26 protein-coding genes, 1 pseudogene and 2 riboswitches are annotated in these 26,468 nt (G+C 68.8%); of the genes and pseudogenes, 8 read left to right on the top strand and 19 right to left on the bottom strand.

What is annotated here, in order from left to right; translation table 11 throughout:
- Positions 1-56: 56 nt before the first annotated feature.
- Positions 57-860 carry a M23 family metallopeptidase gene (locus tag SSPN_RS0103465; protein ID WP_010306942.1) on the bottom strand — a complete coding sequence of 268 codons (804 nt, stop codon included), beginning with the start codon at positions 858-860 and terminating at the stop codon, positions 57-59.
- 697 nt (positions 861-1,557) lie between these two features.
- Between SSPN_RS0103465 and SSPN_RS0103460 the strand changes: the two genes are divergently transcribed.
- Positions 1,558-2,463, top strand: a complete 906-nt coding sequence (locus SSPN_RS0103460; protein ID WP_010306938.1) for a sulfite exporter TauE/SafE family protein — start codon at positions 1,558-1,560, stop codon at positions 2,461-2,463.
- A gap of 271 nt (positions 2,464-2,734) precedes the next feature.
- Here the strand turns inward: SSPN_RS0103460 and SSPN_RS0103455 are convergent, their stop codons facing one another.
- Complete coding sequence (locus SSPN_RS0103455) at positions 2,735-3,895, bottom strand: NAD-dependent epimerase/dehydratase family protein (protein WP_010306935.1); 1,161 nt, start codon at positions 3,893-3,895, stop codon at positions 2,735-2,737.
- A 171-nt stretch (positions 3,896-4,066) separates the two neighbouring features.
- Between SSPN_RS0103455 and SSPN_RS50305 the strand changes: the two genes are divergently transcribed.
- On the top strand, positions 4,067-4,552 hold the full coding sequence (locus SSPN_RS50305; RefSeq protein WP_083821587.1) for a GtrA family protein: 486 nt from the start codon (positions 4,067-4,069) through the stop codon (positions 4,550-4,552).
- Here the strand turns inward: SSPN_RS50305 and SSPN_RS62060 are convergent.
- From SSPN_RS62060 to SSPN_RS57505, 9 genes are all read right to left on the bottom strand, one after another.
- On the bottom strand, positions 4,453-5,274 hold the full coding sequence (locus SSPN_RS62060; protein WP_337466313.1) for a glycosyltransferase family 2 protein: 822 nt from the start codon (positions 5,272-5,274) through the stop codon (positions 4,453-4,455). The two genes, SSPN_RS50305 and SSPN_RS62060, sit on opposite strands and share 100 nt — an antisense overlap.
- Entirely contained in the window at positions 5,207-6,709 is a 1,503-nt protein-coding gene (locus SSPN_RS42270) for a phospholipid carrier-dependent glycosyltransferase (protein ID WP_063713912.1), read from the bottom strand. The genes SSPN_RS62060 and SSPN_RS42270 overlap by 68 nt, the downstream gene beginning before the upstream one ends.
- Positions 6,706-7,662, bottom strand: coding sequence for an NAD-dependent epimerase/dehydratase family protein (locus tag SSPN_RS0103440; protein WP_044572523.1), 957 nt, complete (start codon positions 7,660-7,662; stop codon positions 6,706-6,708). Before SSPN_RS0103440 ends, SSPN_RS42270 begins: the two co-directional genes overlap by 4 nt.
- A 55-nt stretch (positions 7,663-7,717) precedes the next feature.
- Positions 7,718-8,155, bottom strand: coding sequence for an SRPBCC family protein (locus SSPN_RS0103435; protein WP_010306924.1), 438 nt, complete (start codon positions 8,153-8,155; stop codon positions 7,718-7,720).
- 11 nt (positions 8,156-8,166) lie between these two features.
- Positions 8,167-8,997 (bottom strand): phosphoenolpyruvate hydrolase family protein, encoded by an 831-nt coding sequence (locus SSPN_RS0103430; protein WP_010306920.1) that lies wholly within the window; start codon positions 8,995-8,997, stop codon positions 8,167-8,169.
- Positions 8,994-10,208, bottom strand: coding sequence for a Tm-1-like ATP-binding domain-containing protein (locus SSPN_RS0103425; RefSeq protein WP_010306917.1), 1,215 nt, complete (start codon positions 10,206-10,208; stop codon positions 8,994-8,996). The genes SSPN_RS0103430 and SSPN_RS0103425 overlap by 4 nt, the downstream gene beginning before the upstream one ends.
- The gene (locus SSPN_RS0103420; RefSeq protein WP_010306914.1) at positions 10,208-10,510 is read right to left on the bottom strand and encodes a YbaB/EbfC family nucleoid-associated protein; all 303 of its coding nucleotides are present in this window, start codon (positions 10,508-10,510) and stop codon (positions 10,208-10,210) included. Before SSPN_RS0103420 ends, SSPN_RS0103425 begins: the two co-directional genes overlap by 1 nt.
- A gap of 75 nt (positions 10,511-10,585) precedes the next feature.
- Positions 10,586-10,852, bottom strand: coding sequence for a ribbon-helix-helix domain-containing protein (locus SSPN_RS48605; protein WP_143539743.1), 267 nt, complete (start codon positions 10,850-10,852; stop codon positions 10,586-10,588).
- Positions 10,853-10,953: 101 nt separating this feature from the next.
- Positions 10,954-11,109, bottom strand: coding sequence for a hypothetical protein (locus SSPN_RS57505; RefSeq protein WP_010306908.1), 156 nt, complete (start codon positions 11,107-11,109; stop codon positions 10,954-10,956).
- 169 nt (positions 11,110-11,278) lie between these two features.
- Positions 11,279-11,387, top strand: a riboswitch (glycine riboswitch).
- A riboswitch (glycine riboswitch) is annotated at positions 11,388-11,489 on the top strand. It begins immediately after the preceding riboswitch.
- A 115-nt stretch (positions 11,490-11,604) separates the two neighbouring features.
- Between SSPN_RS57505 and gcvT the strand changes: the two genes are divergently transcribed.
- From gcvT to SSPN_RS0103395, 3 genes are all read left to right on the top strand, one after another.
- The gene (gene gcvT / locus SSPN_RS0103405) at positions 11,605-12,708 is read left to right on the top strand and encodes a glycine cleavage system aminomethyltransferase GcvT (protein ID WP_029534932.1); all 1,104 of its coding nucleotides are present in this window, start codon (positions 11,605-11,607) and stop codon (positions 12,706-12,708) included.
- 25 nt (positions 12,709-12,733) lie between these two features.
- Positions 12,734-14,014, top strand: a complete 1,281-nt coding sequence (gene glyA, locus SSPN_RS0103400) for a serine hydroxymethyltransferase (RefSeq protein WP_010306901.1) — start codon at positions 12,734-12,736, stop codon at positions 14,012-14,014.
- 209 nt (positions 14,015-14,223) lie between these two features.
- Positions 14,224-15,606, top strand: a complete 1,383-nt coding sequence (locus tag SSPN_RS0103395) for an amino acid permease (protein ID WP_029534930.1) — start codon at positions 14,224-14,226, stop codon at positions 15,604-15,606.
- A gap of 34 nt (positions 15,607-15,640) precedes the next feature.
- On the opposite strand, the pseudogene SSPN_RS54225 reads toward SSPN_RS0103395, so the two are convergent.
- The 3 genes and pseudogenes from SSPN_RS54225 to SSPN_RS0103375 all read right to left on the bottom strand — a co-directional run.
- Positions 15,641-15,745: pseudogene (locus SSPN_RS54225) on the bottom strand (DNA-binding response regulator); the annotation flags it as partial.
- A gap of 99 nt (positions 15,746-15,844) precedes the next feature.
- Positions 15,845-16,966, bottom strand: a complete 1,122-nt coding sequence (locus SSPN_RS0103380; protein WP_010306889.1) for an aromatic ring-hydroxylating oxygenase subunit alpha — start codon at positions 16,964-16,966, stop codon at positions 15,845-15,847.
- 11 nt (positions 16,967-16,977) lie between these two features.
- Positions 16,978-19,413, bottom strand: coding sequence for a GcvT family protein (locus SSPN_RS0103375; RefSeq protein WP_010306885.1), 2,436 nt, complete (start codon positions 19,411-19,413; stop codon positions 16,978-16,980).
- Positions 19,414-19,695: 282 nt separating this feature from the next.
- Between SSPN_RS0103375 and SSPN_RS0103370 the strand changes: the two genes are divergently transcribed.
- Both SSPN_RS0103370 and SSPN_RS0103365 read left to right on the top strand, forming a co-directional pair.
- Positions 19,696-20,010, top strand: coding sequence for a bifunctional 3-phenylpropionate/cinnamic acid dioxygenase ferredoxin subunit (locus SSPN_RS0103370; protein WP_010306882.1), 315 nt, complete (start codon positions 19,696-19,698; stop codon positions 20,008-20,010).
- Positions 20,007-21,173 carry an NAD(P)/FAD-dependent oxidoreductase gene (locus tag SSPN_RS0103365; protein ID WP_010306879.1) on the top strand — a complete coding sequence of 389 codons (1,167 nt, stop codon included), beginning with the start codon at positions 20,007-20,009 and terminating at the stop codon, positions 21,171-21,173. The genes SSPN_RS0103370 and SSPN_RS0103365 overlap by 4 nt, the downstream gene beginning before the upstream one ends.
- Positions 21,174-21,203: 30 nt before the next feature.
- Here SSPN_RS0103365 and SSPN_RS0103360 read toward each other — a convergent pair whose 3' ends face one another.
- The 4 genes from SSPN_RS0103360 to SSPN_RS0103345 all read right to left on the bottom strand — a co-directional run bounded on the left by SSPN_RS0103360 (position 21,204) and on the right by SSPN_RS0103345 (position 24,919).
- On the bottom strand, positions 21,204-21,410 hold the full coding sequence (locus SSPN_RS0103360; protein ID WP_010306874.1) for a hypothetical protein: 207 nt from the start codon (positions 21,408-21,410) through the stop codon (positions 21,204-21,206).
- Positions 21,411-21,817: 407 nt separating this feature from the next.
- Positions 21,818-22,489: a DedA family protein gene (locus tag SSPN_RS0103355; protein ID WP_010306869.1), complete on the bottom strand. Its 672-nt coding sequence runs from the start codon at positions 22,487-22,489 to the stop codon at positions 21,818-21,820.
- A gap of 122 nt (positions 22,490-22,611) precedes the next feature.
- A complete protein-coding gene (gene dacB, locus SSPN_RS0103350) occupies positions 22,612-24,192 on the bottom strand; it encodes a D-alanyl-D-alanine carboxypeptidase/D-alanyl-D-alanine endopeptidase (protein WP_044572520.1) in 1,581 nt (526 codons plus the stop codon).
- Between the two features lie 118 nt (positions 24,193-24,310).
- Complete coding sequence (locus SSPN_RS0103345; RefSeq protein WP_029534929.1) at positions 24,311-24,919, bottom strand: LysE family translocator; 609 nt, start codon at positions 24,917-24,919, stop codon at positions 24,311-24,313.
- A 119-nt stretch (positions 24,920-25,038) separates the two neighbouring features.
- Between SSPN_RS0103345 and SSPN_RS0103340 the strand changes: the two genes are divergently transcribed.
- Positions 25,039-25,524 carry an Lrp/AsnC family transcriptional regulator gene (locus tag SSPN_RS0103340; protein ID WP_010306855.1) on the top strand — a complete coding sequence of 162 codons (486 nt, stop codon included), beginning with the start codon at positions 25,039-25,041 and terminating at the stop codon, positions 25,522-25,524.
- Here SSPN_RS0103340 and tesB read toward each other — a convergent pair whose 3' ends face one another.
- Positions 25,525-26,463, bottom strand: coding sequence for an acyl-CoA thioesterase II (tesB, locus tag SSPN_RS0103335; RefSeq protein ID WP_010306851.1), 939 nt, complete (start codon positions 26,461-26,463; stop codon positions 25,525-25,527).
- Between the last annotated feature and the right edge of the window lie 5 nt (positions 26,464-26,468).

Genomic DNA, 26,468 nt, shown 5'->3' with positions numbered 1-26,468 from the left:
AAAACCGCCCGGGGCCCGTCGGGGGTTTTGGGTCCCGGGCGGCGGTCTTGGGGGGGTTACACCTCGATGCCGCGCTCGTTCAACCAGGGCAGCGGGTTGATCTTGATGCCGTTCTCGATCACCTCGAAGTGCAGGTGCGGGCCGGTGGACTGGCCGCGGTTGCCCATCGTGGCGATCTTGTCGCCCGCACCGACCTGCTGGCCGACGCTGACCTCGATGGTGTTGATGTGGCCGTAGACGGTGATCGTGCCGTCGTTGTGCTGCACCCGGATCCACAGCCCGAAGCCGCTGGCCGGGCCGGCGTCGATGACCTTGCCTGCGGCCACCGACCGGATCGTGGTGCCGATTTTGTTGGCGATGTCGATGCCCCGGTGGCTGGTGCCCCAACGCGAGCCGAAGCCGGAGGTGAAGGTGCCTTCGGCGGGCTTGACGAAGCCGCGCGCCTTCCGCTCCCGCTCCTCGGCCGCTCGCTTGGCCTCGGCCGCGGCCCGCTCGGCCTCCACGCGGGCAGCCTCAACGCGGGCAGCCTCCGCCCGCTCGGCCTCTGCGCGGTCGGCTTCGCGGGACTGCTCGATCGCCTCGCTCTTCTGGACCTTCTGCGCCTCGGCGTACGAGTCGGTCGCGGCCTCGCTGCCGAGCAGCCGGACCGTGGCCGGGCTCGTGTCGGTGCCGGTGACGGCCAGGCTCAGGTTCTTCGAGCTGGCCAGTGGGTGCACGGGCAGCTCGGGGTCGGCGACGGCTGCCAGCGGCTGACCGACCGCGGCGAAGGCGCCGCCGGCGACCACCGTCGCGACGACCTTGTTGCGGACCGGGAGGGCGGCCTTCGGGGGATGGCCGCCCTCCTTGCAGTGCTTGCCCATCTTCACCTTCCGTCTCGGGGGATCCGGTCGCTGCCCGCCGGGGGGGGTTGCGGGTGATGCCTCTCGGGGGGCGAGACATCGGCGTGACCGAACCGTGACGTACGAGCGGAAAGTAGCTGAGGGTTATCGACAGGCGCAACCTCTAACTCGTTTAGGGGAAAAAAGGCCTACGATACCCACCCGAAATGTCACTCTCGGTGCGCAATGAAGATGTCCATCAGATAACGGCCGCCCGGAAAGATCCGCTGCTCGACCGAGCGCCGCCGACGGCCCGCCCGCAACCTCGCCAAAACGATCAAGCCCCGTGCCGTTGCCGCTGGTCCGGAACGGCGACGAGCAGGCCGGGTGCCCCGGGCGCAGCCGACGCCCACGCCACTGCCGCGACCCGAGGAGTACACAATGGACACCGTGGCGAGGCGGCACCTGACCGCGTCGATCACACCACCGGCGAGATCGATCCGCATCGCAAGTGGCCTTGGGCACAAACCGCGCGAGACCGCGCCGGGGCCTTCCCGCACTCTGGGAGCCGGTGCCGCTCGATCGCGGGATCTGTTTCACTGTCTTGCATGACGCCTGGTGATCAGTGGCGGCTGCTGGTGCAGCGCCTCCACGTCGACCTGCTCCGCGTCACCTCCGCAGGGTGTCGGCGCGCGCGATAAGACCGCTCCCGCGCACCCCACGCACCTACGGAGACATCGTGCAAGCATTCCTGATCTTCGCGATCGGTGGTTTCGTCGCGCAGCTGGTCGACGGCTCACTCGGCATGGCCTACGGGGTGACCTCGACGACGATCCTGCTCACCGCGGGCCTGACCCCGGCCCTGGCGTCGGCGTCGGTGCACCTCGCCGAGCTCGGCACCTCGGTCGCTTCCGGGCTGTCGCACTGGAAGTTCGGCAACGTGGACTGGAAAGTGGTGCTCACCCTCGGCGTGCCGGGTGCCGTCGGCGCGTTCCTCGGCGCCACCGCGCTGAGCAGCATCTCCACCGAGGCCGCCGAGCCGTGGATGTCCACGATCCTGCTCGCCCTCGGCATCTACGTGCTGCTGCGGTTCGCGATCCGCCCGCTGCGGCGCCGCCAGCTCACCGGTGTCAGCCCGAAGCTCCTGGCCCCGCTCGGCCTGGTGGCCGGGTTCGTGGACGCCACCGGGGGCGGCGGCTGGGGCCCGGTGGCGACGCCGACGCTGCTGAGCACCGGCAGGGTCGAGCCGCGCAAGGTGGTCGGCTCGGTGGACACCAGCGAGTTCCTGATCGCCGCCGCGGCGAGCCTGGGCTTCCTGACGTCGCTGTCGCACCAGCAGCTGTCCTGGAGCACGGTGGGTGCGCTGCTGGTGGGCGGCGTGATCGCCGCGCCGCTGGCCGCCTACCTGGTGCGCATCGTGCCGATGCGGCTGATCGGGGTCGGGGCCGGTGGGCTGATCGTGCTGACCAACGCCCGGACACTGATCAAGAACTTCGACCTGCCCGCCCCGTCGCCGACCGTCATCTACGCGGCGATCGTCGTGGCCTGGCTAGCGGCGCTGGCCTACACCGTGCGCGTGATCTTGGCGGAACGCCGCGAGTTGGACGGGGTGGACGAGCAATCCGCCGAAGCGGTTGTGCGCTGACGCACCGCGAAGTTTTACCCACGTGCCGTATCGCAGGGATCAACCGAACGAGTTACTGTTCGGTAGACCGTGTGGAAGCCCCCCGACACACGGTAGGTGCCCCGGGTGCGGAGTTCACGCTCCGCGCCCGGGGCACCGCTCCCCGAATACCACGACAGACGGCGGTGACCGCGTCGGTGGTCTAAGTGTGCCTGGCCTCGTTGGTATATTCCATCCGCCACGCGGCGCAGTGCTAAGGCAATTGCAGCACTGCTCCGATCGGTCAGCGGTCCTAGCGCAACGGACTGGTGGCCTGGCGCCAGTTGACGGTGGGCCGCAACGCGGCGAGGTCAACCCGCTCCTTGTACTTGTCCGCCACCCGGAACAACGACTCGATGAGCGTGTTCGACAGCAGGTGCGGCTGCAGCCCCAGCTCCACCAGGCCGGTGTGCTTGACGTTGTAGTAGTGCTCGCCCTGCTCGACCCGCGGGTTGTCCAGGTACTCGATCTCGACCGACCCCGCGAAGCTGTTGGCCACGATCTTGGCGATCTCCCCCACCGAGTACTTCTCGGTCATCTGGTTGAACACCCGGAACTCACCGCGGTCGGCCGGGTTCTCCGCGGCCAGCCGGATGCACTCGACGGTGTCGCGGATGTCGATCAGCCCGCGGGTCTGCCCGCCGGTGCCGTACACCGTCAGCGGGTGGCCGAGCACGGCCTGGATGACGAACCGGTTGAGCACGGTGCCGAAGATCGCGTCGTAGTCGAACCTGGTCGCCAACCGGATGTCGCGCGCGGTCTGCGGGGTTTCCTGGCCGTAGACGACGCCCTGGTTGAGGTCGGTGGCGCGCAACCCCCAGATCCGGCAGGCGAACTCGATGTTGTGGCTGTCGTGCACCTTGCTCAGGTGGTAGAACGAGCCCGGCTTCTTCGGGTACAGCATGCGGTCGGTCCGCCCGTTGTGGGTGACCTCCAGCCAGCCTTCCTCGATGTCGATGTTCGGCGTGCCGTACTCGCCCATCGTGCCGAGCTTGACCAGGTGGATGTCCGGGTCGACCTGCTGGATCGCGAACAGCACGTTGAGGTTGCCGATCACGTTGTTCTGCTGGGTGTACACCGCGTGCTGGCGGTCGATCATCGAGTACGGCGCGGCCCGCTGCTCGGCGAAGTGCACGATCGCGTCGGGCCGCGCGTCGGCGATCATCTCCGCGGTGAACTGGCCGTCGACCAGGTCGCCGTAGTAGCACTTGATCGACTTGCCGGAGACCTCCCGCCAGGCGTCCAGGCGGACCTGCATCGGCTCGATCGGCACCAGGCTGTCCACGCCGAGCTCGTGGTCGTAGCCCCGGCGGGCGTAGTTGTCGGCAACGGCGACATCGTGGCCGCAGTCGGACAAATGCACAGCGGTCGGCCATCCGAGGTAGCCGTCTCCCCCGAGGACGAGGATTCGCACGCCTTCACTCCCCTGTATTCACCCGTTGGATTACAAACATCCGGCATGATCTCACCCCGCGACCATTTCACGGCAAGCTCCCCTTTTCCTTTCCCAACACTGAGAATTCGCTGAGACCGGACTCTGTATGGTGCATCGGGAGCAAACCGCGACATCCGGAACGGAGACGGCATGGCGACAAGGGCCACCGAGAGCACCATCGCTCGGTACCGCTATTGGCGGTTGCTCAGCCGTTTCGCGGCCGCTTCCGTGGTGGCCACCGGAATCAGCCAACTCGTTTTCCTGCTGTCGTACTCGCTCGGTGCCACACCGGTGCTGGCCACCGTGCTGGCCTGGCTGGCCGGTGCGATTCCGAACTTCGTGCTAAACCGGCGGACCTGGGGCGGCGGCGGCCGGGCCGCGCTGCGCGGCGAGATCCTGCGTTACGGCGCGATCTCGGTGGGCACCGCGCTGCTCGCCGCGCTGGCCACGCACAACGCGGAAGCGCTCGCACACGCGCTGTTCCCGGCGGCCCGGGCGGCGCAGGTCGTCGTGGTCTGGGGCGCTTTCCTCGGTACTTACGCGGTGATGTTCGTGGTCAAGTTCTTCCTGGTCGACCGGTTGGTGTTCACCGCCCGGCGTTCCCGCCACCACGTTTCGAGCACGACCCGCGCGTAGCGGTAGCCGTAGCGGAAGTTGTTGCCCTTCTTGCTGACACCGGCGGTGCGCGCCAGCATCCGCATCGGCTGCTCCCGCACCCGGTACCCGCGGCTGAGCACACCGACCAGCAGCTCGGAGGACTGGTACTGCGGCTGCTCCAGGGTCACCGAGTTGGGCACCTCGGCCAGCATGCCGCGGAACCCGAACGACGTGTCCGTGATGCGCTGCCCGGTCAGCGTGCTGACCAGCCAGGCGAAAACGTGGGTGCCGACGCGGCGGATCAACTGGGGGCGCTCGTTGCTGCCCAGCACGCGGGAGCCGGTGACGAAGTCGGCGTCGCCGTCGATCAACGGCCGCAACAGCTTCGGCAGCTCGGTGATGTCGTACTGGCCGTCGGCGTCGGTGGTGATGATGTAGTGCGCACCGCGCTCAGCGGCCAGGTGGTACCCGAGCCGCAATGCGGCACCCTGGCCCCGGTTCGTGGCGACGATGCAGGTCTGCGCGCCGTGCTTCAGCGCGATCTTGGCGGTGTCGTCGGTCGCGCCGTCGACCACCACCAGCTTGTCGACGTCCAGGTCGCAGCTGCGGGCGGGGATGCTGTCGAGCACCTCGCCGACCGACTCCTCCTCGTTGTAGGCGGCGATGAGCACGACGACCGGGGCGAACCGGTGGTCACCGCAGCGCTCGGCGTAGTCCGCCAGCGCCGCCCGGTCCACCTCGCTCGGTAAGGTCGTGGCCATTGAAATTCTCCTTCGGGGATGTTGTTCGGTCGGGGCGGCGGCCGGTCAGCGCGGTCACGCTAAGCGCGCCCGCGATCGGGATCAGGACCAGGCCGGGCAACTGGTAGCGCCAGGAGAATTCCATGACCGCCGCGGTTGCCAGCACGGTGGTCGCCAACCCGGCCGGGAGCAGGCACACCGCGCGAAGCCCGGAACTGCGGGCGCGGCCGACTCCGAGCACCGCGAGCGCGGCCACCACCAGCGCGCCGCCCAGGACGATGCCCGGCGTGTAGCCGCCACCGAGCTGGTAGGCGCGCAGGAACGCGGCGAGGTCCGGATCGACCGCGAACGTGCCGTCGTCGTACAGCTCCGTCCACTCCGCGACGTACCAGTCGGGAGCGAACACCGGGTAGTGCAGCTGGAACTGCCAGCGGTCCAGCGGCACGTCACCGGGGGTTTGGGTGCGGGTCGGGGCGAATCCCTTGAGGAAGTCCGCGACCATCCCGCCGACGATGTCCAGCGGCTGGTGAACCAGAACCTTGCGGGTGAACGAGCCCTGCGCGGCGGCGACGTCCATGTCCGCCGGCAAGAACTTGTCGACGTTCTCCTGGACGTGCCAGAAGTGGATGTAGAAATCGATGCCGTTGGCGGCGCGGCGCTCGATCGGTTCGGCCGGGCAGACCAGCTTCTCCTGCGGCGTCAGGTCCAGGTGCTCGCAGTCGGCGACCACGGCCGCGCGGCCGTACAGGGCGCCGCCGCCCGAGCCGCCGAGGCCCAGCGAACCGGCCCACGCCAGGTGGTAGAGCGAGTAGCCGAACACGCCGACCGCGAACCCGCCGACCAGCGCCCCAGCTGCGATCAGGCGCCGAGACCAGCCGTCGCGCGGCCGGCAACCGGTGGCCAGCAGCACGAACACGGCCGCCGGAACCACCAGCGTCACTCCCACGACGCGCACCACCACCGCCACGGCCAGCACGATCCCGGCCAGCGCGGCGAGCTTGGCGCCGGGCGCGCCCCACCAGGTCAGCACGTAGATCGCGGCCAGCAGCAACACCTGGAACAGCAGATCGGACATGATGTTCTGCTCGATCTGCAGCTGGTAGGCGTCCAGCAGCACCGGCGCGGCGGCCAGCGCCGCGATCCAGGTCCGGACCTCGAAACGACGCAGCAGCGCGTAAATCCCGACGCCGAGCCCGAGGCCCAGCAGGTGCTGCACCGCCGCCACGCCGGTCAGGCTGCCCACCGCCAGCAGCGGCCACAGGAAGAGCTCGTAGCCGATCGGGTTGATGCCGCCCGGGAAGAACGCGCCGACGTCGTCGAGATAGCGGAACGAGTCGATGTAGAGCAGCGCGGGCCGGTACGCCAGCTGCACCACGATCCGCAGGGCCAGTCCGGCGAGCAGCAGCAGCGCCAGCAGCCAGTGCCGGCGGAGGACGCGCGTTAGCGCGGTGCTCATCGCGCCCTGCGGAAGTCCGCCCAAACGGTGCGCAACCCCTCGGTGAGCTCGACGTCCGGGACGTAGCCGAGTTCGCGATGCGCCTTGGCAACGTCCACGATCACCGCGGGCATCTCGCCGTTCTTGGCCGGCACGTGAGTGACCGGCACGGCTTCGCCGGTTGCCGTGCGGACCGCGTCGATGAGCTCCAGCACGGAGATCGACCGCCCGGAGCCGATGATCGCGGTGCCGGTGTACTGCTTGTCCCACGCGGCGAGGACGCCCTGCACCACGTCGTCGACGTGCACGAAGTCGCGGGACTGCGAGCCGTCGCCGTAGACCTCGACGCCGCTGCCCGCCAGCGCGGCGCGCATCAGCCGGGGGATGAAGCTGTCCTTGTGGCCCATGCCGGGCCCGTAGATGTTGGTGAAGCGCAGCGCGCAGGTGGCCAGCCCGTAAGCGCCGGCGTAGCCGGAGAGCAGCATCTCGCACGCCGCCTTGGTGGCGCCGTAGGGCGTGAGCGGGCGCAGCGGCAACGCCTCGGAGATCGTGCCGTGGCCGATGTCGCCGACCACCGCGTTGGTGGAGGCCAGCACGAACCGGCGGACGCCGCGTGCGCGGGCCAGCTCGAGGAGTTCCTGGGTGACCGCCACATTGTTGGCGTAGGTCTCGGCGGGCTGGTCCACCGAGCGCAGCACCGAGGTGATCGCCGCCAGGTGGACGATCCCGGCCGAGCCCGCCGAGACCGCGGCCGCCCGGACCGCGGCGTCCCGCAGGTCACCTTCGACATGGGTCACCAGGTCACTGCGCAGTTCGGCGGGCGGGGCCTGGGTGTCCACGATGGTCACCCGGGTGCCGCGCTCCAGGAAGGCGCGAACCACTGCTCTGCCGACGAAACCGGAACCACCCGTGATGGTGACGGTGTCTGCTGCGTTAGCTGCATTTGCGGCGGAAGGATTAACGCTGCTTGGCACGCGCCGACTCTAACCGCCGCCGAATTCGCTCCGGTTCACGCCCGTCCCGACCGGATTAGACGCCCAGGTGTTCCCGGAGTCCGTTCAGCCCGGTCCGGTAAACGCCCTTGGCGAAGGTCTTGTCCATCTTCTCCTCGTCGGCGGCATCGGCGTCCCAGTGCGAATACCACTCGACGAAGCTGTGCCCGGTGTCGGTGATCGGCGCGATCCGGATGGTGGAGCGGTAGGTGCGCACCGGGAACGGGCTTTCCACGAATTCGTAGGTGTAGCTGCGCTCGGTGTCATTCAGCGCCACCAGCCGCTCCCGGGCCGCCCCGCCGTCGGCGAACGTCAGGTGCCGGACGCAGCCCACCGCATCGGCCGCGCCGCCGCCCTCGATCTCGCTGCGCTCGATCGCCGGGTGCCACGTCGGCAATCCGTTGAAGTCGCGCACCGCCTGCCAGACCTGCTCGGCCGACGCCTCGATGACCGCGCTCGTGTAGGACTTCGCCACCGCTTGCCTCCTCATACCCTGAGTTTCGTGAACGCCTTGGTCTGTTCGGTCAGTGCTTGTTCGGTGGGCAATCGCTCCATGCTGCTCGCACCGTAGAACCCGTGGCAACGCTTGGTCCGCGAAAGGACGTACGAGGCGTCTTCCGGCATCGAGACCGGCCCGCCGTGGCAGAGCACCAGCACGTCCTCGCGCACCTCGGTCGCCGCCTGCGACCATTCGTCGATCAGCGCCACGCAGTCGTCCAGTGACTTGGTGGTTTCGGCACCGATCGCGCCGCCGGTCGTCAGCCCCAGGTGGCACACGATGATGTCGGCGCCGGCCTCGGTCATCGCCCGGGCGTCGGCGCTGGAGAACACGTACGGCGTGGTCAGCAGGTCGGCTTCGCGCGCGGCGGCGACGAGTTCGACCTCCAGGCCGTAGCCCATGCCGGTCTCCTCCAGGTTCGCCCGGAACGTGCCGTCGATGAGCCCGACGGTCGGGAAGTTCTGGATCCCGGCGAACCCGAGGTCGCGCAGCTCGCGGAGGAACCGGTCGCGCAGCATGAACGGGTCGGTGCCGTTGACGCCGGCCAGCACCGGGGTGTGCCGCACCACCGGCAGCACCTCGCGGGCCATCTCCACCACGATGTCGTTGGCGTTTCCGTAGGCCAGCAGCCCGGCCAGCGAACCGCGCCCGGCCATCCGGTAGCGGCCCGAGTTGTAGATGACGATCAGGTCGATGCCGCCGGCCTCTTCGCACTTGGCGGACAGGCCGGTGCCCGCGCCGCCGCCGACGATCGGCTCGCCGCGCTCGGCCTTGGCGCGGAACCGGCGCATCAGTCCGGCGCGGTCGAATCGGCTCATCGTGCCTCCTGCCTGGTTCTCTCGGCGGATCCGGTGATCTCCCGGAACGCCGCGACCAGCGCGGCGGCGAACTCCGGATCGTTGATGTTGTGCGGCACCCGCTCGACGCGCCGGTCGGCGGTCTGCCGCACCCGGCTCTCCAGCGTCTCGAAGAGGACCGCGTCCGCGTCGGGATCGTAGAAAGGCTGCTCCGGTGAGTCCAACATGGACAGTCCACCGGTGGGGAGCAAGAACCGCACCGGGCCGTCGCAGGCGTTGAGCTTGCCGGCGATGAACACCGCGATCCGGCGGCAGTCCCCTGCGGACGTGCGCATCAGCGTGACCTGCGGGTTGTGCACGTGCAGGTTTCGGTCCCGGTACTGCGGCGGAACGGTTTCCAGCGCGCCGAAGTTCACCATGTCCAGGGCGCCGCACGAGCCGACGTAGGGCACTCGGGTCCGGGCGATGGCGTCCAGGCGCTGCTCCCCCGCGCTCATCACGCCGCCGGCGATCAGGTCGCAGACCTCGGTGGTGGTGATGTCCACAACGGCGCGCACCAGGCCGTCGTCGACGAGCTTCTCCATAGCCCGGCCGCCGGTTCCGGTCGCGTGGAACACCAGCGGGTCGTGGTCGGCGGCCAGCTGCTCGGCCACTGCGGTCACGCACGGCGTGGTGACGCCGAACATGGACAGCGCGACGGCGGGCTTGTCCTCGGTCACTGACACCGGGTGGGTCACCGCGCCCAACAGCGCGTGCGCGGCGTTTCCCAATACCTGGCGGGAAATCCGGTTCAGCCCGGCGACATCGGTGACCGACGGGAAAATCGCGATGTCGGTGGCGTCCACGTAGGGCGAGACGTCGCCGGAGGCCACTGTGGACACCATGACCTTGGGCACGCCGACCGGCAGCGCGCGCATCGCGGGCGTGATCAGCGCGGTGCCGCCCGAGCCGCCGAGCCCGATGATCCCGTCGACGTCCTGCGCGACCAGGAAACGCTCGAACGCCACTGCCATCGCGGTGACGGCCGATCCCCGGTCGCCGGTGAACACCGCGTCGGCCCCGTCCGGGTGGTGCGCGGCGACCTCGGCGGCCGACACGTCGGCGCCGGAACTCCCACCCGAGGTGGACAGGTCCACGGTGATCACGGGGTGCCCGCGGGCGATCAGCCCGGCGACGTGTTGCAGCTCAGCGGCCTTGGTGTCGAACGTCCCGGCGACGTACGCGCTGCCCACTACTGCTCCAGCCGCTTCTGCGCCTCGGCGAGGTTCTTGGTGACCTTCTCGATCGCCCGCTCGAACCCGTCGCTGAGCCGGTCCAGCTCGGTCTCGAAGGCCTGCATCGCGCCGTCCGGCTTCCGGGCGGCGTCGTCGTGGGCGGCGTTGACCGCCTCCCGGATCGCGTCCGCGATGGCAGCCACGCCGCTGCCCAGCAGCCGCGGCTCCAAGTGCAGCTCGTCGATCCGCCCGCCGGCGCCGACGGTCACCCGGACCGCGCCCCCGGCAGCAGTGCCCTCGCCACGGACCTCGTCCGCCATACCCGCGCCTCCCAAGTCAGAACTCGCCACGACCATCTCACAAGATCCACTCACCGGGACGCGTTTCGGTTCCGCCTACCTACAGAAGGTCGACAACCCAGAAGCGGAGCACCTCGGCGAGACGATCGGCATCGTGCTTCCCCGTCTCCGGGACAGCAGCTCCAGCAGGTCAGCATCTTCCGCGAGGAATCGGCGCACCTGGTTCGCCCGGAACTCCTCGTGGCGGGCGAAGTACTCGTGCAGCGCTGTCACCGCGATCTCGTGCATCGACCGGCCCTCTCGCTCGGCTACTTCGCGGAGCTTCGCGTTGTCGTCGTCGTTGAGCCGCAGGGTCATGCCCATGCCGAAATGGTATCGCGTGGTATCACGCTGATACCACTTGTCCTCGGGGCGCGAGAATGCCCCCGGCGCGGGCACCGGGGGCATTCGTCGGGGTTATCGGTTCAGTGACTCTTGCCGTCCTTGCCGAAGAACTTGTTCTTGACCTGGTCGATCTTCTCCTTGTTCTTCGGGTCGGAGGCGTACTTCTTGGCCTGGTCGATCACCTTGCGGCCCTGCGGGCTGCTGGCGAAGTCGGCGACCTTCTTGAACAGAGACATCGTCGCTCCCGGCGGTTCGGAGTCACGGCTGTCACCAGGCTACCGACAAAACGGGCACGAATCAGCCGAGCACGCCCCTGATGGACGCGTGCCGATCACTCAGCCGCCCGGTTGACTGGGTCACGTTCGGTTCGTAGCGTCGGCGTCGCACAACCGAATACCGCGCCGATGACGTCGTGCGGGAGAGACTCCAGCCCCCGAGCAACCTCGGGAGAGCGGAGCGCCGAAGGAGCAATACTCCCCAGCAAACTCTCAGGCACCGGCACCGCACGGCACCAGGCGAACACGGAGAAAAGCAGGAGCAACGCGCTTCTCGCCCACGGTGCAAGCCGCCCCTCTCGGGGTGACGAAACTCTCAGGCCAATGACTCCGGGGAGACCGCCCGACCAGCGCACGCCCGCGCAGGTCGGGGTCGAGGTGTCCCCGATAAGGTTGGGCGCAGTGAGCTGACCGGCCCTCGACTGCCGACCGGCGCCCACCAGGAGGAGTCTCACCATGTCGTCGCCACGACAGACGCCCTTGCGCCGAGTGCACGAAGCCCTCGGGGCGACGTTCACCGAGTTCGCCGGTTGGCGGATGCCGCTGCGCTACTCCGGCGACACCGCCGAGCACAACGCGGTGCGCAACAGCGCCGGCCTGTTCGACCTAACCCACATGGGTGAGATCCGGATCAGCGGCCCACAGGCCGCCGAGGCGCTGGACTACGCGCTGGTCGCCGACGCCTCCGCGATCAAGCCCGGCCGCGCCCGCTACACGATGATCTGCAACGCCACCGGCGGCGTCCTGGACGACCTGATCGTCTACCGGCTCGGCGAGCAGGAGTTCCTGGTGGTGGCCAACGCGGCGAACGCCGCCGTGGTCTCCGCCGAACTGGCCGAGCGACTCGGCGGCTTCGACGCCGAGCACCAGGACGTCTCCGACGACTACGCGCTGATCGCCGTGCAAGGCCCGAACGCGGTCGCCATCCTCGCCCCACTGACCCACACCGACCTCGCCGAGGTCAAGTACTACGCGGGCTACCGCAGCCAGGTCGCCGGCAAGGACGTGCTGCTGGCGCGCACCGGCTACACCGGCGAGGACGGCTTCGAGCTGTTCACCGCGCCCGGCGACGCCGAGGCCGTCTGGCAGGCGCTGACCGAGTCCGGCGCGCAGCACGGCCTGCAACCGGCCGGGTTGTCCTGCCGCGACACGTTGCGGCTGGAGGCGGGCATGCCGCTGTACGGCAACGAGCTGTCCGCCGACCTCACACCCTTCCAAGCCAACCTCGGCCGGGTGGTCAAGCTGGACAAGCCCGGCGACTTCGTCGGCAAGGACGCGCTGGCCGCCGCCGCGGAGAAGCCCACCGAGCGCACGCTGGTCGGGCTGAGCACCGACCAGCGCCGGGCGCCCCGGCACGGCTACCGCGTGCTGGACGCCGACGGCACCGAGATCGGCGCGGTGACCAGCGGCGCCCCGTCGCCGACCCTCGGCCACCCGATCGGCATGGCCTACGTCGACCGCGACCACAGCGAACCCGGCACCCAACTGCAGGTCGACATCCGCGGCAACAACGTCGCGGTGCAGGTCGTCGAGCTGCCGTTCTACCGCCGCAATGCCTGACGAGATCGAACCAGGAGGCAACACAATGTCGACACCGGACCTGTTCAACGACCAGCTGGCCGCGGTGGATCCCGAGGTGGCGGCGGCGGTCGGCGCCGAGCTCAACCGCCAGCAGACCACGCTGGAGATGATCGCCTCGGAGAACTTCGCACCACAGGCGGTCCTGGAGGCGCAGGGCTCGGTGCTGACCAACAAGTACGCCGAGGGTTACCCGGGGCGCCGCTACTACGGTGGCTGCGAGCACGTCGACGTCGTCGAGCAGCTGGCCATCGACCGCGTCAAGGAGCTCTTCGGGGCCGCCTTCGCCAACGTGCAGCCGCACTCCGGGGCGCAGGCCAACGCGGCGGCGATGTTCGCGCTGCTCAAGCCCGGCGACACGATCATGGGCCTGGACCTGGCCCACGGCGGTCACCTCACGCACGGCATGCGGATCAACTTCTCCGGCAAGCTCTACAACGTGGTGCCGTACCACGTGCGCGCCGATGACCACCGCGTGGACATGGACGAGGTCGCCCGGCTGGCGCGGGAGAACAAGCCGCAGCTGATCATCGCCGGCTGGTCGGCGTACCCGCGGCAGCTGGACTTCAAGCGGTTCCGGGAGATCGCCGACGAGGTCGGCGCCTACCTGATGGTCGACATGGCGCACTTCGCCGGTCTGGTGGCCGCCGGGCTGCACCCGAATCCGGTGCCGCACGCGCACGTCGTCACCACCACCACGCACAAGACCCTGGGCGGCCCGCGCGGCGGCGTGATCCTGTCCTCGGACTCGGAATTCACCAAGAAGTTCAACTCGGCGGTGTTCCCCGGCCAGCAGGGCGGGCCGCTGGAGCACGTGATCGCCGGCAAGGCGGTGGCGTTCAAGATCGCCGCCGGTGAGGAGTTCGCCGACCGGCAGCGCCGCACCGTGGAGGGCGCGCAGATCCTGGCCGAGCGGCTGCTGGCCGACGACGCCGCCAAGGCCGGTGTGCAGCTGGTCTCCGGCGGCACCGACGTGCACCTGGTGCTGGTGGACCTGCGCGACTCCGAGCTGGACGGCAAGCAGGCCGAGGACCGGCTGCACGAGATCGGCATCACGGTCAACCGCAACGCGGTGCCCAACGACCCGCGGCCGCCGATGGTGACCTCCGGCCTGCGCATCGGCACCCCGGCCCTGGCCACCCGCGGCTTCGGCAAGGACGACTTCACCGAGGTCGCCGACATCATCGCCGAGGCCCTCAAGCCCGGCTTCGACGAAACCGCCAGCGGCGAACTGCGAGCCCGCGTCGAAGCCCTCGCCACCAAGCACCCGCTGTACGTGAACCTCTGATCGGAAGGCTCCCCAGGAGAAGAACGTCGCATTTCGGTAACGATGACCGGAATGCGGCGTTCTTCCTGTTTTAAATCCTAAGTGGACTATGTTGGAACGGGGAAAAGGCTGTATTCCAACTGGTTCAAACCGCTTGCGGGCCCTCGCCGGATGCCGGATTATCTGCGCAGTTTCAGCGAAACACGCTGGCGAGTAAGGAGTCCACTTCGATGAGCCAACCAGTGGCCGAGGAGTACCGGAAGGATCTGAGTACCCGGCACATCAACATGATCGCGATCGGCGGGGCGATCGGGGTCGGCCTGTTCCTCGGTTCCGGCAAGGCCCTGCACCAGGTCGGCCCCGGCCTGATCCTGATCTACGCCATCGCCGGGCTGATGATCTTCTTCGTGATGCGGGCGCTCGGCGAGCTGTTGATGTACCGACCGGTCAGCGGGTCGTTCGCGGAGTACGCGGGCGAGTTCGTCGGCCCGTGGGCGAAGTTCGCGGTCGGCTGGGGCTACTGGCTAGTGTGGATAGTCACCGGCATGGCCGAGATCACCGCGGTCGGCAAGTATTTCCAGTTCTGGTTCCCGACGATTCCGCAGTGGATCCCCGCGCTGGGAGCACTGATCGTGCTCAGCGGGGTGAACCTGATCGCGGTGAAACTCTTCGGCGAGTTCGAGTTCTGGTTCGCCCTCATCAAGGTGCTGGCCATCATCGGGCTGATCGTGCTGGCCGCGGCGATCCTGGTGTTCGGCTTCAGCGACCTCGGCGACACCGCGTCGCTGAGCAACATCTGGTCCCACGGCGGGCTGTTCCCCAACGGCATGGCCTCGTCGCTGCTGGCGTTCCAGATCGTCATGTTCGCCTTCGTCGGCGTCGAGATGGTCGGCCAGACCGCCAGCGAGAGCAAGAACCCGCAGAAGGTGCTGCCGCAGGCGATCAACTCGGTGATGTGGCGAATCCTGATCTTCTACGTGGGCGCACTGATCGCGCTGACCGTGCTGGTCCCGTGGTTCCAGTTCCCGACCAGCGGTAGCCCGTTCGTGCACGCGTTCACCCTGATCGGCATCCCGGCGGCGGCCGGTGTGATCAACTTCGTGGTCACCACCGCTGCGCTGTCGTCGTGCAACAGCGGCATCTACTCCACCTCGCGGATGCTGCGCACGCTGTCCGAGGACAGCCAGGCGCCGCGCTCGGTAGGTGTGCTCAGCGGCCGGGCGGTGCCCTCGCGGGCCATCGGCGTCACGTTCGGCGCGATGCTGATCGGGGTGGTGCTCAACTACTTCGTGCCGGAGCAGGCGTTCACCTACATCACCAGCGCCAGCACTGCCGGCGCCATCTTCACCTGGGCGATGATCTTGATCGCGCACCTGGGCTACCGGCGCAAGGTCGCCCGTGGCGAACTCCAGGCCGGACCGTTCCGGATGCCGCTCGCACCGTACTCGAACTACGTGGTGCTGGCCTTCCTCGCGTTCGTCGTGGTCCTGCTGGCCTTCGACGCCGAAACGCGCATCGCGCTGTACATCACACCCGTACTCGCGATCGCGTTGGTGATCGGCTACCTGGCCGCGCGCAACAAGCAGCCGCAGCGCGAAGTCACGCGCCGTTGATGCGGCACTCTCCCCGCCCGCCAACTCCTGACGATCAGGAGTCCAGGTAGCGCAGCACGGCGAGCACCCGGCGGCTGTAGCCGGTGAGGTGGGCGAGGTCGAGCTTGTCGAAGATCGCGTTCACGTGCTTCTCCACCGATTGGGGTGTTCCAGAACGTCGTCGTGGCCGCCGTGGTCGTCGCCGTCGCCTGGTTCGTCACCACCCGAATCCGCCGCGCGCGCAAGGCCCGGGTGTGAATCAGAGCTCCAGCCTGCTGCGCAGCCAGTCGTGAAACTCGCCGATGTGGTGTTCGGAGGGCACCAGGACGCCGCCGTCGGCGTAGGCGCGCGAGCTCATCGCCGGTTGGCAGCGTTCGCAGGCGTCGAAGTCCTGCTGGTTGACGCGGTGGAACAGCTCGACGGAACGCGACACGTCGTGGCCAGCCTCGACCACCTCCGGCGCATAGAGCCAGTCGCACTCGACCAGCGTCCGGTCGGCGGCGAGCGGGAACATCCGGTGCACGATCACGTGGTCCGGCACCAGGTTCAGGAACACCTGGGGCCGGACGGTGATCGCGTAGTACCGGCGGTCGTGCTCGTCGCCGACGCCGGCCAACCGCTCGAACCCGCCGCTGCCGTCCACCGTGAACCCCTCGACGTCCGAGCCGAACTCGGCGCCGTGGCCGACGTAGTACTGGGCGGCGTAGCCGTCGGCGAACTCCGGCAGGACCTCGGTGAGCTCAGGGTGGATCGTGGCGCAGTGGTAGCACTCCATGAAGTTCTCGATGATCAGCTTCCAGTTGGCGCGCACGTCGTAGCTGATCCGGCGGCCGAGCGCGAGCCCATCGACGCCGTAGCCACCGATCACGTCTTCGCCGCCGAGCCGCCCGGACACGGCCTCGAGGACGGTGTCCTCGAACGACGGCGGCTCATCGGCCAGGCACACCCACGCGTAGCCGAGCCATTCGCGCAGGGCGACCGGGATCAGCCCGAACTGCGTCCGGTCGACGTCCGGCATCGAGGTGAGGTTCGGCGCCGCGACCAGCTTGCCATCGGTGCCGTAAGTCCAGGCGTGGTAGGGGCATTGGAAGGCGCGCTTGACCTGCCCGGTGTCTTCGACGCACAACCGCGCGCCCCGGTGGCGGCAGATGTTCAGGAAGGCCCGCAGGGCGCCGTCGCGGCCCCTGGTGATCAGCACGCTCTCCCGCGCCACCTGTACGGTCCGGAACTGCCCGGCCTCGGCGAGATCGGCGGCGCGCACGGCGCAGAACCACATCGCGCCGAAGATCCGGTCCTGCTCCAAGGAGAACAGCTCGGGGTCGGTGTAGTAGTGGCCAGGCAGCGTCGAGATGAGGCTGGACGCCTGGTCGGTGCTAGTCAATGTAGTCCCTTTCAGCTGCGCAGACGCTTCATCTCGGGGTCGAACAGCGGCTCCTCGGCGACCACGGCGGGCACCTTCTCGCCGAAGTACTCGATCTCCACGGCGGTGCCGGGCACGGCGAGCGGGCTGGGCAGCCAGGCGTACGCGATGCTCTCGCCGATGCTGTAGCCGTAGGCGGCGCTGGTGACGTAACCGACCGGCGCACCGTCGGCGTGCACGGGCTCGGAACCCATGACCACGGACTCCCGGTCCTTGATCAGCAGCGGACTGAGCCTGCGTCGTGCCTCGCGGTGCTCCAGCGCCGCCCGGCCGAGGAAGTCCTTGTCCATCCGGACGGCGAAGCCGACACCGGCCTCGAACGGATCGTGCTCGGTGGTCATGTCCGCGCCCCACGAGCGGTAGCCCTTCTCCAGGCGAAGGCTGTTGAAGGCGCTCCGACCGGCGGCGATGATCCCGTGCTGCTGCCCGGCGTCCCACAGCACATCCCAGAGCTTGCGCCCCTGGTCGGCATCGGTGTAGAGCTCCCAACCGAGTTCGCCCACATAGGACAGTCGCATGGCGGTCACCGGGACGCCGCCGATGAACGCGGGCTTGTTCTTGAAGAACCCGAAGCCCTCGTGCGAGAAGTCGGTGCGGGTCAGCGGCTGCACCAGGGCACGCGCCAGCGGCCCCCAAACGCCGATGCAGCAGGTCCCGCCGGTGATGTCGCGAACCTGCACGCTGCCGTCGTCGGGCAGGTGCCGCCGCAGCCAGGCCAGGTCGAGATTCCCGTTGGCGCCCACCTGGAAGCGCTGCTCGGATAACCGAGCCACGGTGAGATCGCTGCGCACCCCGCCGGCGGCGTCCAGGGACAGCGTGTAGGTCACCGAGCCGGGTTTCTTCGCGAGCTGGTTGGTGGTCAGCCACTGCAGGAATCCGAGCGCACCAGGCCCGGCCACCTCCAGCCGCTTGAGCGGTGTCATGTCGAACAGCGCGACCCGCTTGCGGGTGACCAGGGCCTCGGCCCCGGCGATCGGCGACCAGAACAGCGAGGCCCAGTCGCCCCGGCCGGGCACCTCGTCGATCTCCGGCAACCCGGCGTTGGCGGCGTACCAGTGCGGGCGCTCCCAGCCGGCGGCTTCGAGGAATTCCGCGCCGAGCTCCTGCTGCCGCTCGTAGAACGGGCTGGTCCGCAACGGTCGCGGCTCCTGCCCGGGTTCGAGCGGGTGCAGGATGTCGTAGACCTCGACGAAGCTGCGGCAGCTGCGCGCGTGCACGTAATCGGGGCTGCGCTGCGCGGTCTCGAACCGGTTGAGGTCGCAGGAGTGCAGCGACTCCTCCGGCTGCCCGTCGACGAGCCACTGCGCCAGCGCCCGAGCAACCCCGGCTGAATGCGTGATCCAAACGGCCTCGGCCACCCAGAACCCCCGGAGGTCAGGGTGCTCGCCGACCAACGGCATGCCGTCCGAGGTGAACGAGAACAGCCCGTTGATGCCCTCGGTGACCTCGGTGCCGGCCAACGCGGGAAGCAGCGAAACGGCCTCGTCCCAACCGGGCTGGAAGTCCTCGGCGGTGAACGGCTCGATCGACGGCATCACCGCAGACCCGGGTGCGCGGATCTCCTCGGGATCGACGGGCATGGGTCGGTGCCCGTAATACCCGATGCCGATGCGGTCGACGTGCTCCCGGAAGTACAGGTCGCCGTCCTGGTGCCGCAAGATCGGCAACCGGGCCTCGGACCGCTCGTCGTTGCGCCCGGCGATGGCGGCCAGCGGCCCGGTCTTGGCGTACTGGTGCGCCATTGGCACCAACGGGATGTCGAGGTCCACCAACGCGCCGATGCGCGGCCCCCACATGCCGACGCAGGAGATGACGACGTCGGCGGGAAACCGGTCTTCCTCGGTGACGACGGCGCTCACCCGCCCGCCGCCCCGCTCGACGGCAACGACGCGCTGCCCGGCCAGGAACCGCGCGCCCCGCGCCATCGCACGCCGCGCCTGCGCCTCGGCGGCGCGCACCGGCTTGGCCAGCCCATCGGTGGGAATGTGCAATCCGCCGAAGATCCGGGCCGGATCCACCAGCGGGTGCAGCTCTGCGCACTCGTCGGGGCCGCGCAGGTGGCTTTCGACGCCCCACGAGGTTAGCCAGCCGTGCCGCCGCTTGACCTCGTCCCACCGCGCCGCCGAACCGGCGACCTCAAGCCCGCCGAGCTGCCGGAAGCACCACTCGCCGTCGAGGCCGAGGTCGCGGTACTTGGCCCCGGTGTAGGCGGCGAACCGGGTCATGGTCCGGCACGGATTCGCCTGGAACACCAGGCCGGGAGCGTGCGAGGTGGAGCCACCGGTGGCGAACAGCGGGCCCTGTTCGAGGACGGTGACGTCGGTCCAGCCGCGTTCGGTGAGCTCGTCGGCGAGGGCGCAGCCGACGATCCCGGCGCCGATGACGACCACGCGGGGTTGGGTGCCCATGAGGCCTCCTGGGGGGGATGCGTCGATGCCGGCAGCACGGGGCACCGGCTCCAGAAGCAGCGGGAAGGTTGTTGCGCGATACGCGCCAAGTTTCGATGCGAGCAACACCGTCGCCGGAAACCCCGGGGTCAGTCAAGAGCGCGCGACCGGTTTTTTCGCCGTGTAACACGTATGGAGGCTCGTACGAAAAAGCCCAGCGAACCCCTTGACGCGCCAGGGGCCAGAGCCGCACATTGTTGCGCATTGCACTCCGTGTTTTGTATAGCGCAACGGAGGTACCGAATGTTCCAAGCCTGCCCAGTGTCCGACCTGCCACCCGGCGAGTCCGTCCGCATCGAAGCGCACGTCCCGATCGCGGTGTTCAACGTCGATGGCGACCTGTACGCGATCGACGACACCTGCACCCATCAGGACGCCTCCCTGTCGGACGGCTGGGTGGAGGACTGCCGGGTCGAGTGCCCGCTGCACGCGGCGGCGTTCGACCTGCGCACCGGACTGCCGTGCGGGTTGCCGGCGAAGCGACCGGTGCGGACCTACCCGGTCCAGGTCGCGGACGGGATGGTCTACGTCGAGACCGAAGTGCAGGTGGTTGCATGAGGACGATCGCGATAGTCGGCGCGTCCCTGTCCGGCTGGCGATCGGCGCAGGAACTACGCGCGCAGGGCTTCGACGGCCGGATTGAGCTGATCGGCGAGGAGACCCACCGGCCGTACGACAGGCCGCCGCTGTCGAAGGACTTCCTGTCGGGCAAGGTCGAAGCGCATGACCTCGCGCTGGCGGAGGAAACGGACGTCGCAGCCGTGGAAGCGACCTGGCGCCTAGGCCGACGTGCTGTCGCGCTAGCACCGGGGGACGGTGCGATTGAGCTCGACGACGGCACCCGCTGCCGGGCGGACGGCGTGGTGATCGCAACCGGTGCGACCCCGAAGACGCTGCCAGCCATCCCACCAGGCGTGCACACGCTGCGAACGCTCGACGACGCGATTGCCCTGCGCGCGGATCTGCGCCCGGGAGCGCGAGCGGTGATCATCGGCGCCGGATTCGTGGGAGCCGAGGTCGCGTCGACATGCAAAGCGCTCGGTCTCGAAGTCACGGTGGTGGAAGCGCTCGAAGTTCCACTGGCGCCCGTCATCGGCCCAGAACTGGGCGCGGTGTGCGCGGCGCTGCACGCCGACCACGACGTGCGACTGCTCTGCGGAGCGGGTGTCGAGCGTCTGCACGGCGAACACCGGGTCACAGCGGTCGAATTGACCGACGGCACCCTGCTTCCGGCCGACGTGGTGGTGATCGGCATCGGCGCCCGCCCGAACACCGACTGGCTGCGCGGCTCGGGCCTGACGATCTCGAACGGCGTGCAGTGCGACGCCGGAGGCGTCACCGACCTGCGGAACGTGGTGGCGGTGGGCGACGTGGCCAGCTATCGCACGCCGAACGGAGCACAGCGGTTCGAGCACTGGACAACGGCCTTGGAACAACCGGCAACTGCGATCCACAACCTCCTCGCCGGGCACTCGGCAGCGAACTTCACAACGGTGCCGTACTTCTGGTCGGAGCAGTACGGAGTGCGAATCCAGTTCGCCGGACACGCGAGCCCGACCGACCGGATTGCGATCGTCGACGGAGCACCGGACGACCGCCGCTTCGTAGCGACGTTCCACCGCGAGGACGAAACCACTGGAGTCCTAGCGATGAACACCCCAAAGCTGTTCACCAAGCACCGCAGACAACTGACCCCGAGACCCGCAGCACCGGTCAGCTGAGCCCAACGCGCCACCACCCCAATCTGGGCGTCATGGTTCGCCCGCCGGGTGCCGCTGTGCGGGGATGAGGTCCCGGAGGTGTTCGCGGTGTTGGGTGGACTGCTGCATCATCGACACCCACATGGCCTGCTCCAGCTCGCGGATGTGGGTCGCGAGTTCGGTGTCGGTGCAGGACACCGCCGGCCGGGCACTGGTAGTGCCTGCGGCCGGGTCCGGGAAGTTCACCAGCGGTGTCATAGCACACATTCTCCCGTGCTAGAACACTTGTTCGCACGTTTTTTATGGTCGCTTGATCAGGTGAAACACCCCGCAGGAAACCCGAAAACCACGATCCAGCACCGAAACCACCCACACGCCGAAGACGACAACCCACCCCACCAGACCGCCAGCAAGACCACCGTGTGCTGTTTCAAGCGCGATAGCCCCGAAAACCAGCACGGGCCACCCCGGAGGGCGTGATCATGTCGCTGGACCGGTCCGGCTACGGCTCCGCCCGAAACCGAACCCACCAACAGTCCCGCCCCCAGGGATTCCGCCGCCCCGCAACGCAAAAAAGCCCTGCCAGACCACTCCTGGCCAAAGCGGCGCCCGCCCAAAAAAGGAAGAGACACCCGAAAACCCTGGGTGCCCCTCACCAAAGACCCTCAAGCCGCGGACTCAACGTCCTCCAGCTCGCCGCTGGCGCGCTCCGCCTCGACAACGGCCCGCCGCGCCCGGTTCCGCCTAAACAACCAAACCCCAACCCCAACAGCCACGACGAGCACGATCAAAACCCAACTGGCCCGCCCCAACATCTCCTCGATGTACTTGGCCGAAGCCCCGGCGGCCCATCCGATGCTCACGTGCGTCACTGACCAAGCAACAGCCCCAGCCAACGACGAGATGAAGAACCGCCCGTAGGACATCCCGCTGGCCCCGGCGGCAGCCGGCATCAAGGTCCGAACCACGGGCAAGAACCGGGCCACCAGAACGGCCCCGATACCCCACCGGCACAACAACGTCCCGGCCCGATCCCAATGCTGCTGACCAAGCTTGCGTACAACCTTGGTCTCGCGCATCTTCAGCCGATACCGACGCCCCAACCTGAACCCGATGTTGTCGCCAACAGCCGCGCAAACCGCGACGACCGAAGCCAGCACGATGAAGAACCCCACCTCGGTCACCGCAGCGGAAGCGACCAGCAGACCGCTCTCCCCGGGCACCAGGAAGCCTAGCCCGATGGTGCATTCGCCGAGCACCAATGCCCCGGTCACCAATACCAATAGCGGCTTCGGCAAGCCTCCGACGACTGCCAGAATGTCGCTGATGAAGGTCACGGGACGGGCTCCTAGGCTCGCGTGCTGGCTGGACGCCTTCACGCTACCGGCGTAACCGCGCGCCGGTCTCCGGAATCCCCCTTAGCCTGCCCTGAAACTCCGATCAACACCGGCCCCTCGGGTCAGCATGCCTTCACCCACGGGCATTCGAGGGTGCTTTCGTCCACCCGCGTGCTCGGATCGTCGGGGGGCGTGCGCGACTGCGGGACGTGCACCCGGCCGCGCGGCTGGTCGTCGGCGCCGTTGTACTCGGCCAACCGGATCGCGATCGCGTCTTCCAGGTCCTTCGGCGAGCTCGTGAGGAAGTCGTTGAACACCACCGAGAAGACCAGTTCGCGGCCGTTTGCGGTGGTGACGTAACCGGACAGCGACGTGACTCCGGTCATTGAGCCGGTCTTTGCGTGCACGTTGTTCTCAGCCGCGGTTCCAGCCATCCGGTTGCGGAGCGTGCCGCCGACCATGCGGTCCGCGACCCCGGCCACCGGCAGCGCGTCGTACCAGGACCGGAACCAGGGCCGCTCGCGCGCGTTGTCCAGCAGCACCGCCAGCTGTTCCGGCGTCACTTGGTCCATCGTGGACAGTCCCGAGCCGTCCACCATGCGCAGTACCGCGGGGTCCACGCCCAGACGGCTCAGTTTGTCGGTCAGCACTTCGAGCCCGGCCGACCAGCTGCCGTCACCGCGAACCTCCCGGCCCATCGCCTTCACCAGGACTTCCGCGTGCCCGTTGTTGCTCAGCTTCAGGAACGGAACGAGGAGTTCCCGCAGCGGGATCGAATGCCGCGAAGCGAGCTCCCGCCCACCAGCAGGCGCCGTGCCTTCCCCCGTTCCCCGGATCGTCACGCCGTGCGCGGTCAGTGCACGCGCGAAGACGTCCGCGGCGTACCCCGCCGGGTTCGGAACCGTGGTGAAGTCCTCGAACGGTTGCGCGCCGGCCGGGACGGTCCCGCTCACGACCACTCGAGAACCGCCGTGTTCGCGCTCCACGGTCACATCGGGTTCGCCATCCGCGGCGGAGGTGGTGGTCCGGTTGTCGATCTGCACCACCCCGGTCGCCGGTTCCAGTTGCACCGCTGCGGGTCGGCCTTCGGCGGTCGGGCTGACCCGCACGATCGCGGTTCCGGCGTCGAAATCGGCGTCCGGCGCCACCGTCAGCGCCGAGACCGGGGCAGCGAAATAGTAAGGCTCGTCGTCCCAGGCCCAGCCCGTGCCCAGCGGCACGTCGTCGAACCAGCTGGAGTCGGTCAGCAACCTCCCGCGCACCAGCCGGATCCCGGCCGCCGCAACCTGTTCCGCGAGCCGGTCGTAGTCAGCCGCGAGAAGTGTCGGGTCACCGGTTCCGCGCAAGTAGAGGTCGCCGCTGAGCACCGGACCCAGCTGCGGGGCATCGGTCACCACATCGGTTCGGAACCGGTATTCCGGCCCCAGGGCTTCCAGAGCGGCGGCAGAGGTGAGCAGCTTCGCGTTCGACGCCGGAGTCGCGCGGTCCGCCGCCTGCCGGCTGTAGAGCACCTCGTCGGTGGCCGGGTCGCGCACCACTACGCCGGTGTGCGAGCCGTTCAGCCGCTGGTCGGCGAGGATGTCGTCGAGGTCGACGCGGAGCGCGTCCGGCCCGCTGGGCGCAGCACCGGACGGCGCCACGAGGACGACCGATGCCCCCAGGACCACTGCAAGTCCGAACGCCACTCCCCACCGTCGACGCATCGCGCAGCTCCCTCAGCTCGCCCGACCAGATCATGCAGCGTAGCCACGGCCATCACGGACAGTCAACGGATTTGCACGGACGGTGCCGAAACGCGGTCCCGTCAAGCAGAAACGGGTCTCAGCCGACGGCGATCGCGGTCGCCATAGCTAGGAGCGCCCCTCCGCAGCACCGCTCGAAGGCCTTGCGGCGACGCGGATCCGCCAGGAATGCGGACAACCAGCGCACCGAGGGCACCACGGCCAGCCACCACGCCGCGAACGCGGACACCGCGACGCCGCTGAGCAACGCGGCCTGCGTCACCGGCTCCGCCGCCGGGTCCATAGCCTGTGGCAGCAGCGTCAGGAAGGTCAGCATGACCTTGGGGTTGAGCACGTCGGTCAGCAGTCCGCGCAGGAAGACCGCACCGCCGGAGCGCGGCAGGTCGACCTCAGGTCCGGCCGACACCACGCCGGACTTCCGCAGGATCTGCAGGCCCATCCAGGCCAGGTAGGCGACGCCGATCACCTTCACCACCAGCAGCGCCGCGGGCACGGTCACGACCAGCGCGGACAGCCCCGCAGTCGCCGCCATCGCGTGCAGCAGCAGCCCGCTGGTCACACCGGCCGCCGCGAGCCAGCCCCAGCGCGCGCCGTTCGCGGCGTTGCGGGTCACCAGCACGAAGTCCGGCCCCGGTACCAGGACGATCACCAGCAGCGCCAGCAGGAACGACCCCCAGGCGATGTGCACGACGGCTCCCTCGAATCGGATCAGCGGTGGGATACCGAAATTTTCCGATGTTCGTTCGCCGTTCCGCCAGTCACGCCATAGCATGTTCGGTTGTGCAGGAATCTGTAGAACTTGATTCGGTGGACTGGCGGATCCTGGAGGAATTGCAGAACGACGCGACCTTGCCGAACCGGGTGCTCGCCGAGCGGATCGGGTTGGCGGCGTCCAGCTGCCTGCAACGGGTTCGGAGGTTGCGGGAACTGGGCGTGATCACCGGGTCGCACATCGATGTCAACCCGGCCGCGACGGGGCTGGCGCTGGAGGCGGTGGTGGCGATCAACGTCCGCCCGCACACCCGCGAAGTCGTCGACATGTTCCGGGAATTCGTGATGGCGCAGCCGGAAACCCGCTCCCTGCTGCACGTCAGCGGGCAGGCCGACTTCCTGCTGCACGTGGCGGTCGCCGACACCAAGCACCTGCAGGAGTTCCTGGTGGACAGGCTCGCGTCCCGCACCGAGGTCCGGCACTTCACCAGCTCGATCGTGCTGGAGCAGCTGCACACCCGGGCCTTGACGCAACCACGGCACCTGCGCCCGAAGCGCCGCCGCCGGTCCGGCGAGGCGTGATCAGTCGCCTACTCGGAGCAGGCCTTCCTGCACGACGGTCGCGACGAGTTGGCCGTCGCGGGAGAAGAACCGGCCGGTGGCCAGGCCGCGAGCGCCGGAGGCGCTGGGCGAAGCGCAGTCGTAGAGCAGCCACTCGTCGGCGCGAAAGCGCCGGTGGAACCACATCGCGTGGTCCAGGCTCGCGCCGTTGACCTTGTCCAGGCCCCAGTACACGCCGTGCCGCGCCAGCACCGCGTCGAGCAGCGTCATGTCGGAGGCGAAGGCCGCGATGCACACGTGCAGCAGGTCGTCGTCGGGCAGCACGCCGTCGGCGCGCATCCACACCTGGCTGCGGGCCTCGCGCGGGCCGCGGTCGCGGCTCACCCACGGCGGCTCGGTCACGTAACGCACGTCGATCGGCCTCGGCTGGGCACGCCCGAGCTTCTCGATCACCGGACCGATCTGCTCGCCGAAGGTGGGCAGCGTCTCGGGATCCGGCACCTCGGGCATCGGCTCGGCGTGGTCGATGCCGTCCTCGTCCACCTGGAAGGACGCGGACAGCGAGAAGATCGTCTTGCCGCGCTGCACGGCGACCACGCGGCGGGTGGTGAACGACCGGCCGTCGCGGGTGCGGTCGACCTCGTAGACGATCGGGATGCTTGGGTCGCCGGGCCGGATGAAGTAGGCGTGCAGCGAGTGCACCCGCCGCTCCGGCGGCACGGTGCGACCGGCGGCGACCAGCGCTTGGCCTGCGACCTGGCCACCGAACACGCGGACCGGCGAGGAGGCCGGGCTGACGCCGCGGAAGATGTTCTCCTCGATGCGTTCGAGGTCGAGCAGCGCGACCAGGCTGTCGAGCACCGGTTGGCCGTGCGGCATGCCGTTGACGTCGCGCGGGACCTCGTCCTGCAGGTGGGTTCCCGTGGGGTCGGCCGCAGCGGCTCGAGCAGCTTCGGTCACTGCGC

Source organism: Saccharopolyspora spinosa NRRL 18395 (assembly GCF_000194155.1).
GTDB lineage: Bacteria > Actinomycetota > Actinomycetes > Mycobacteriales > Pseudonocardiaceae > Saccharopolyspora > Saccharopolyspora spinosa.
This window is presented reverse-complemented; position numbering and strand designations above follow the sequence as displayed.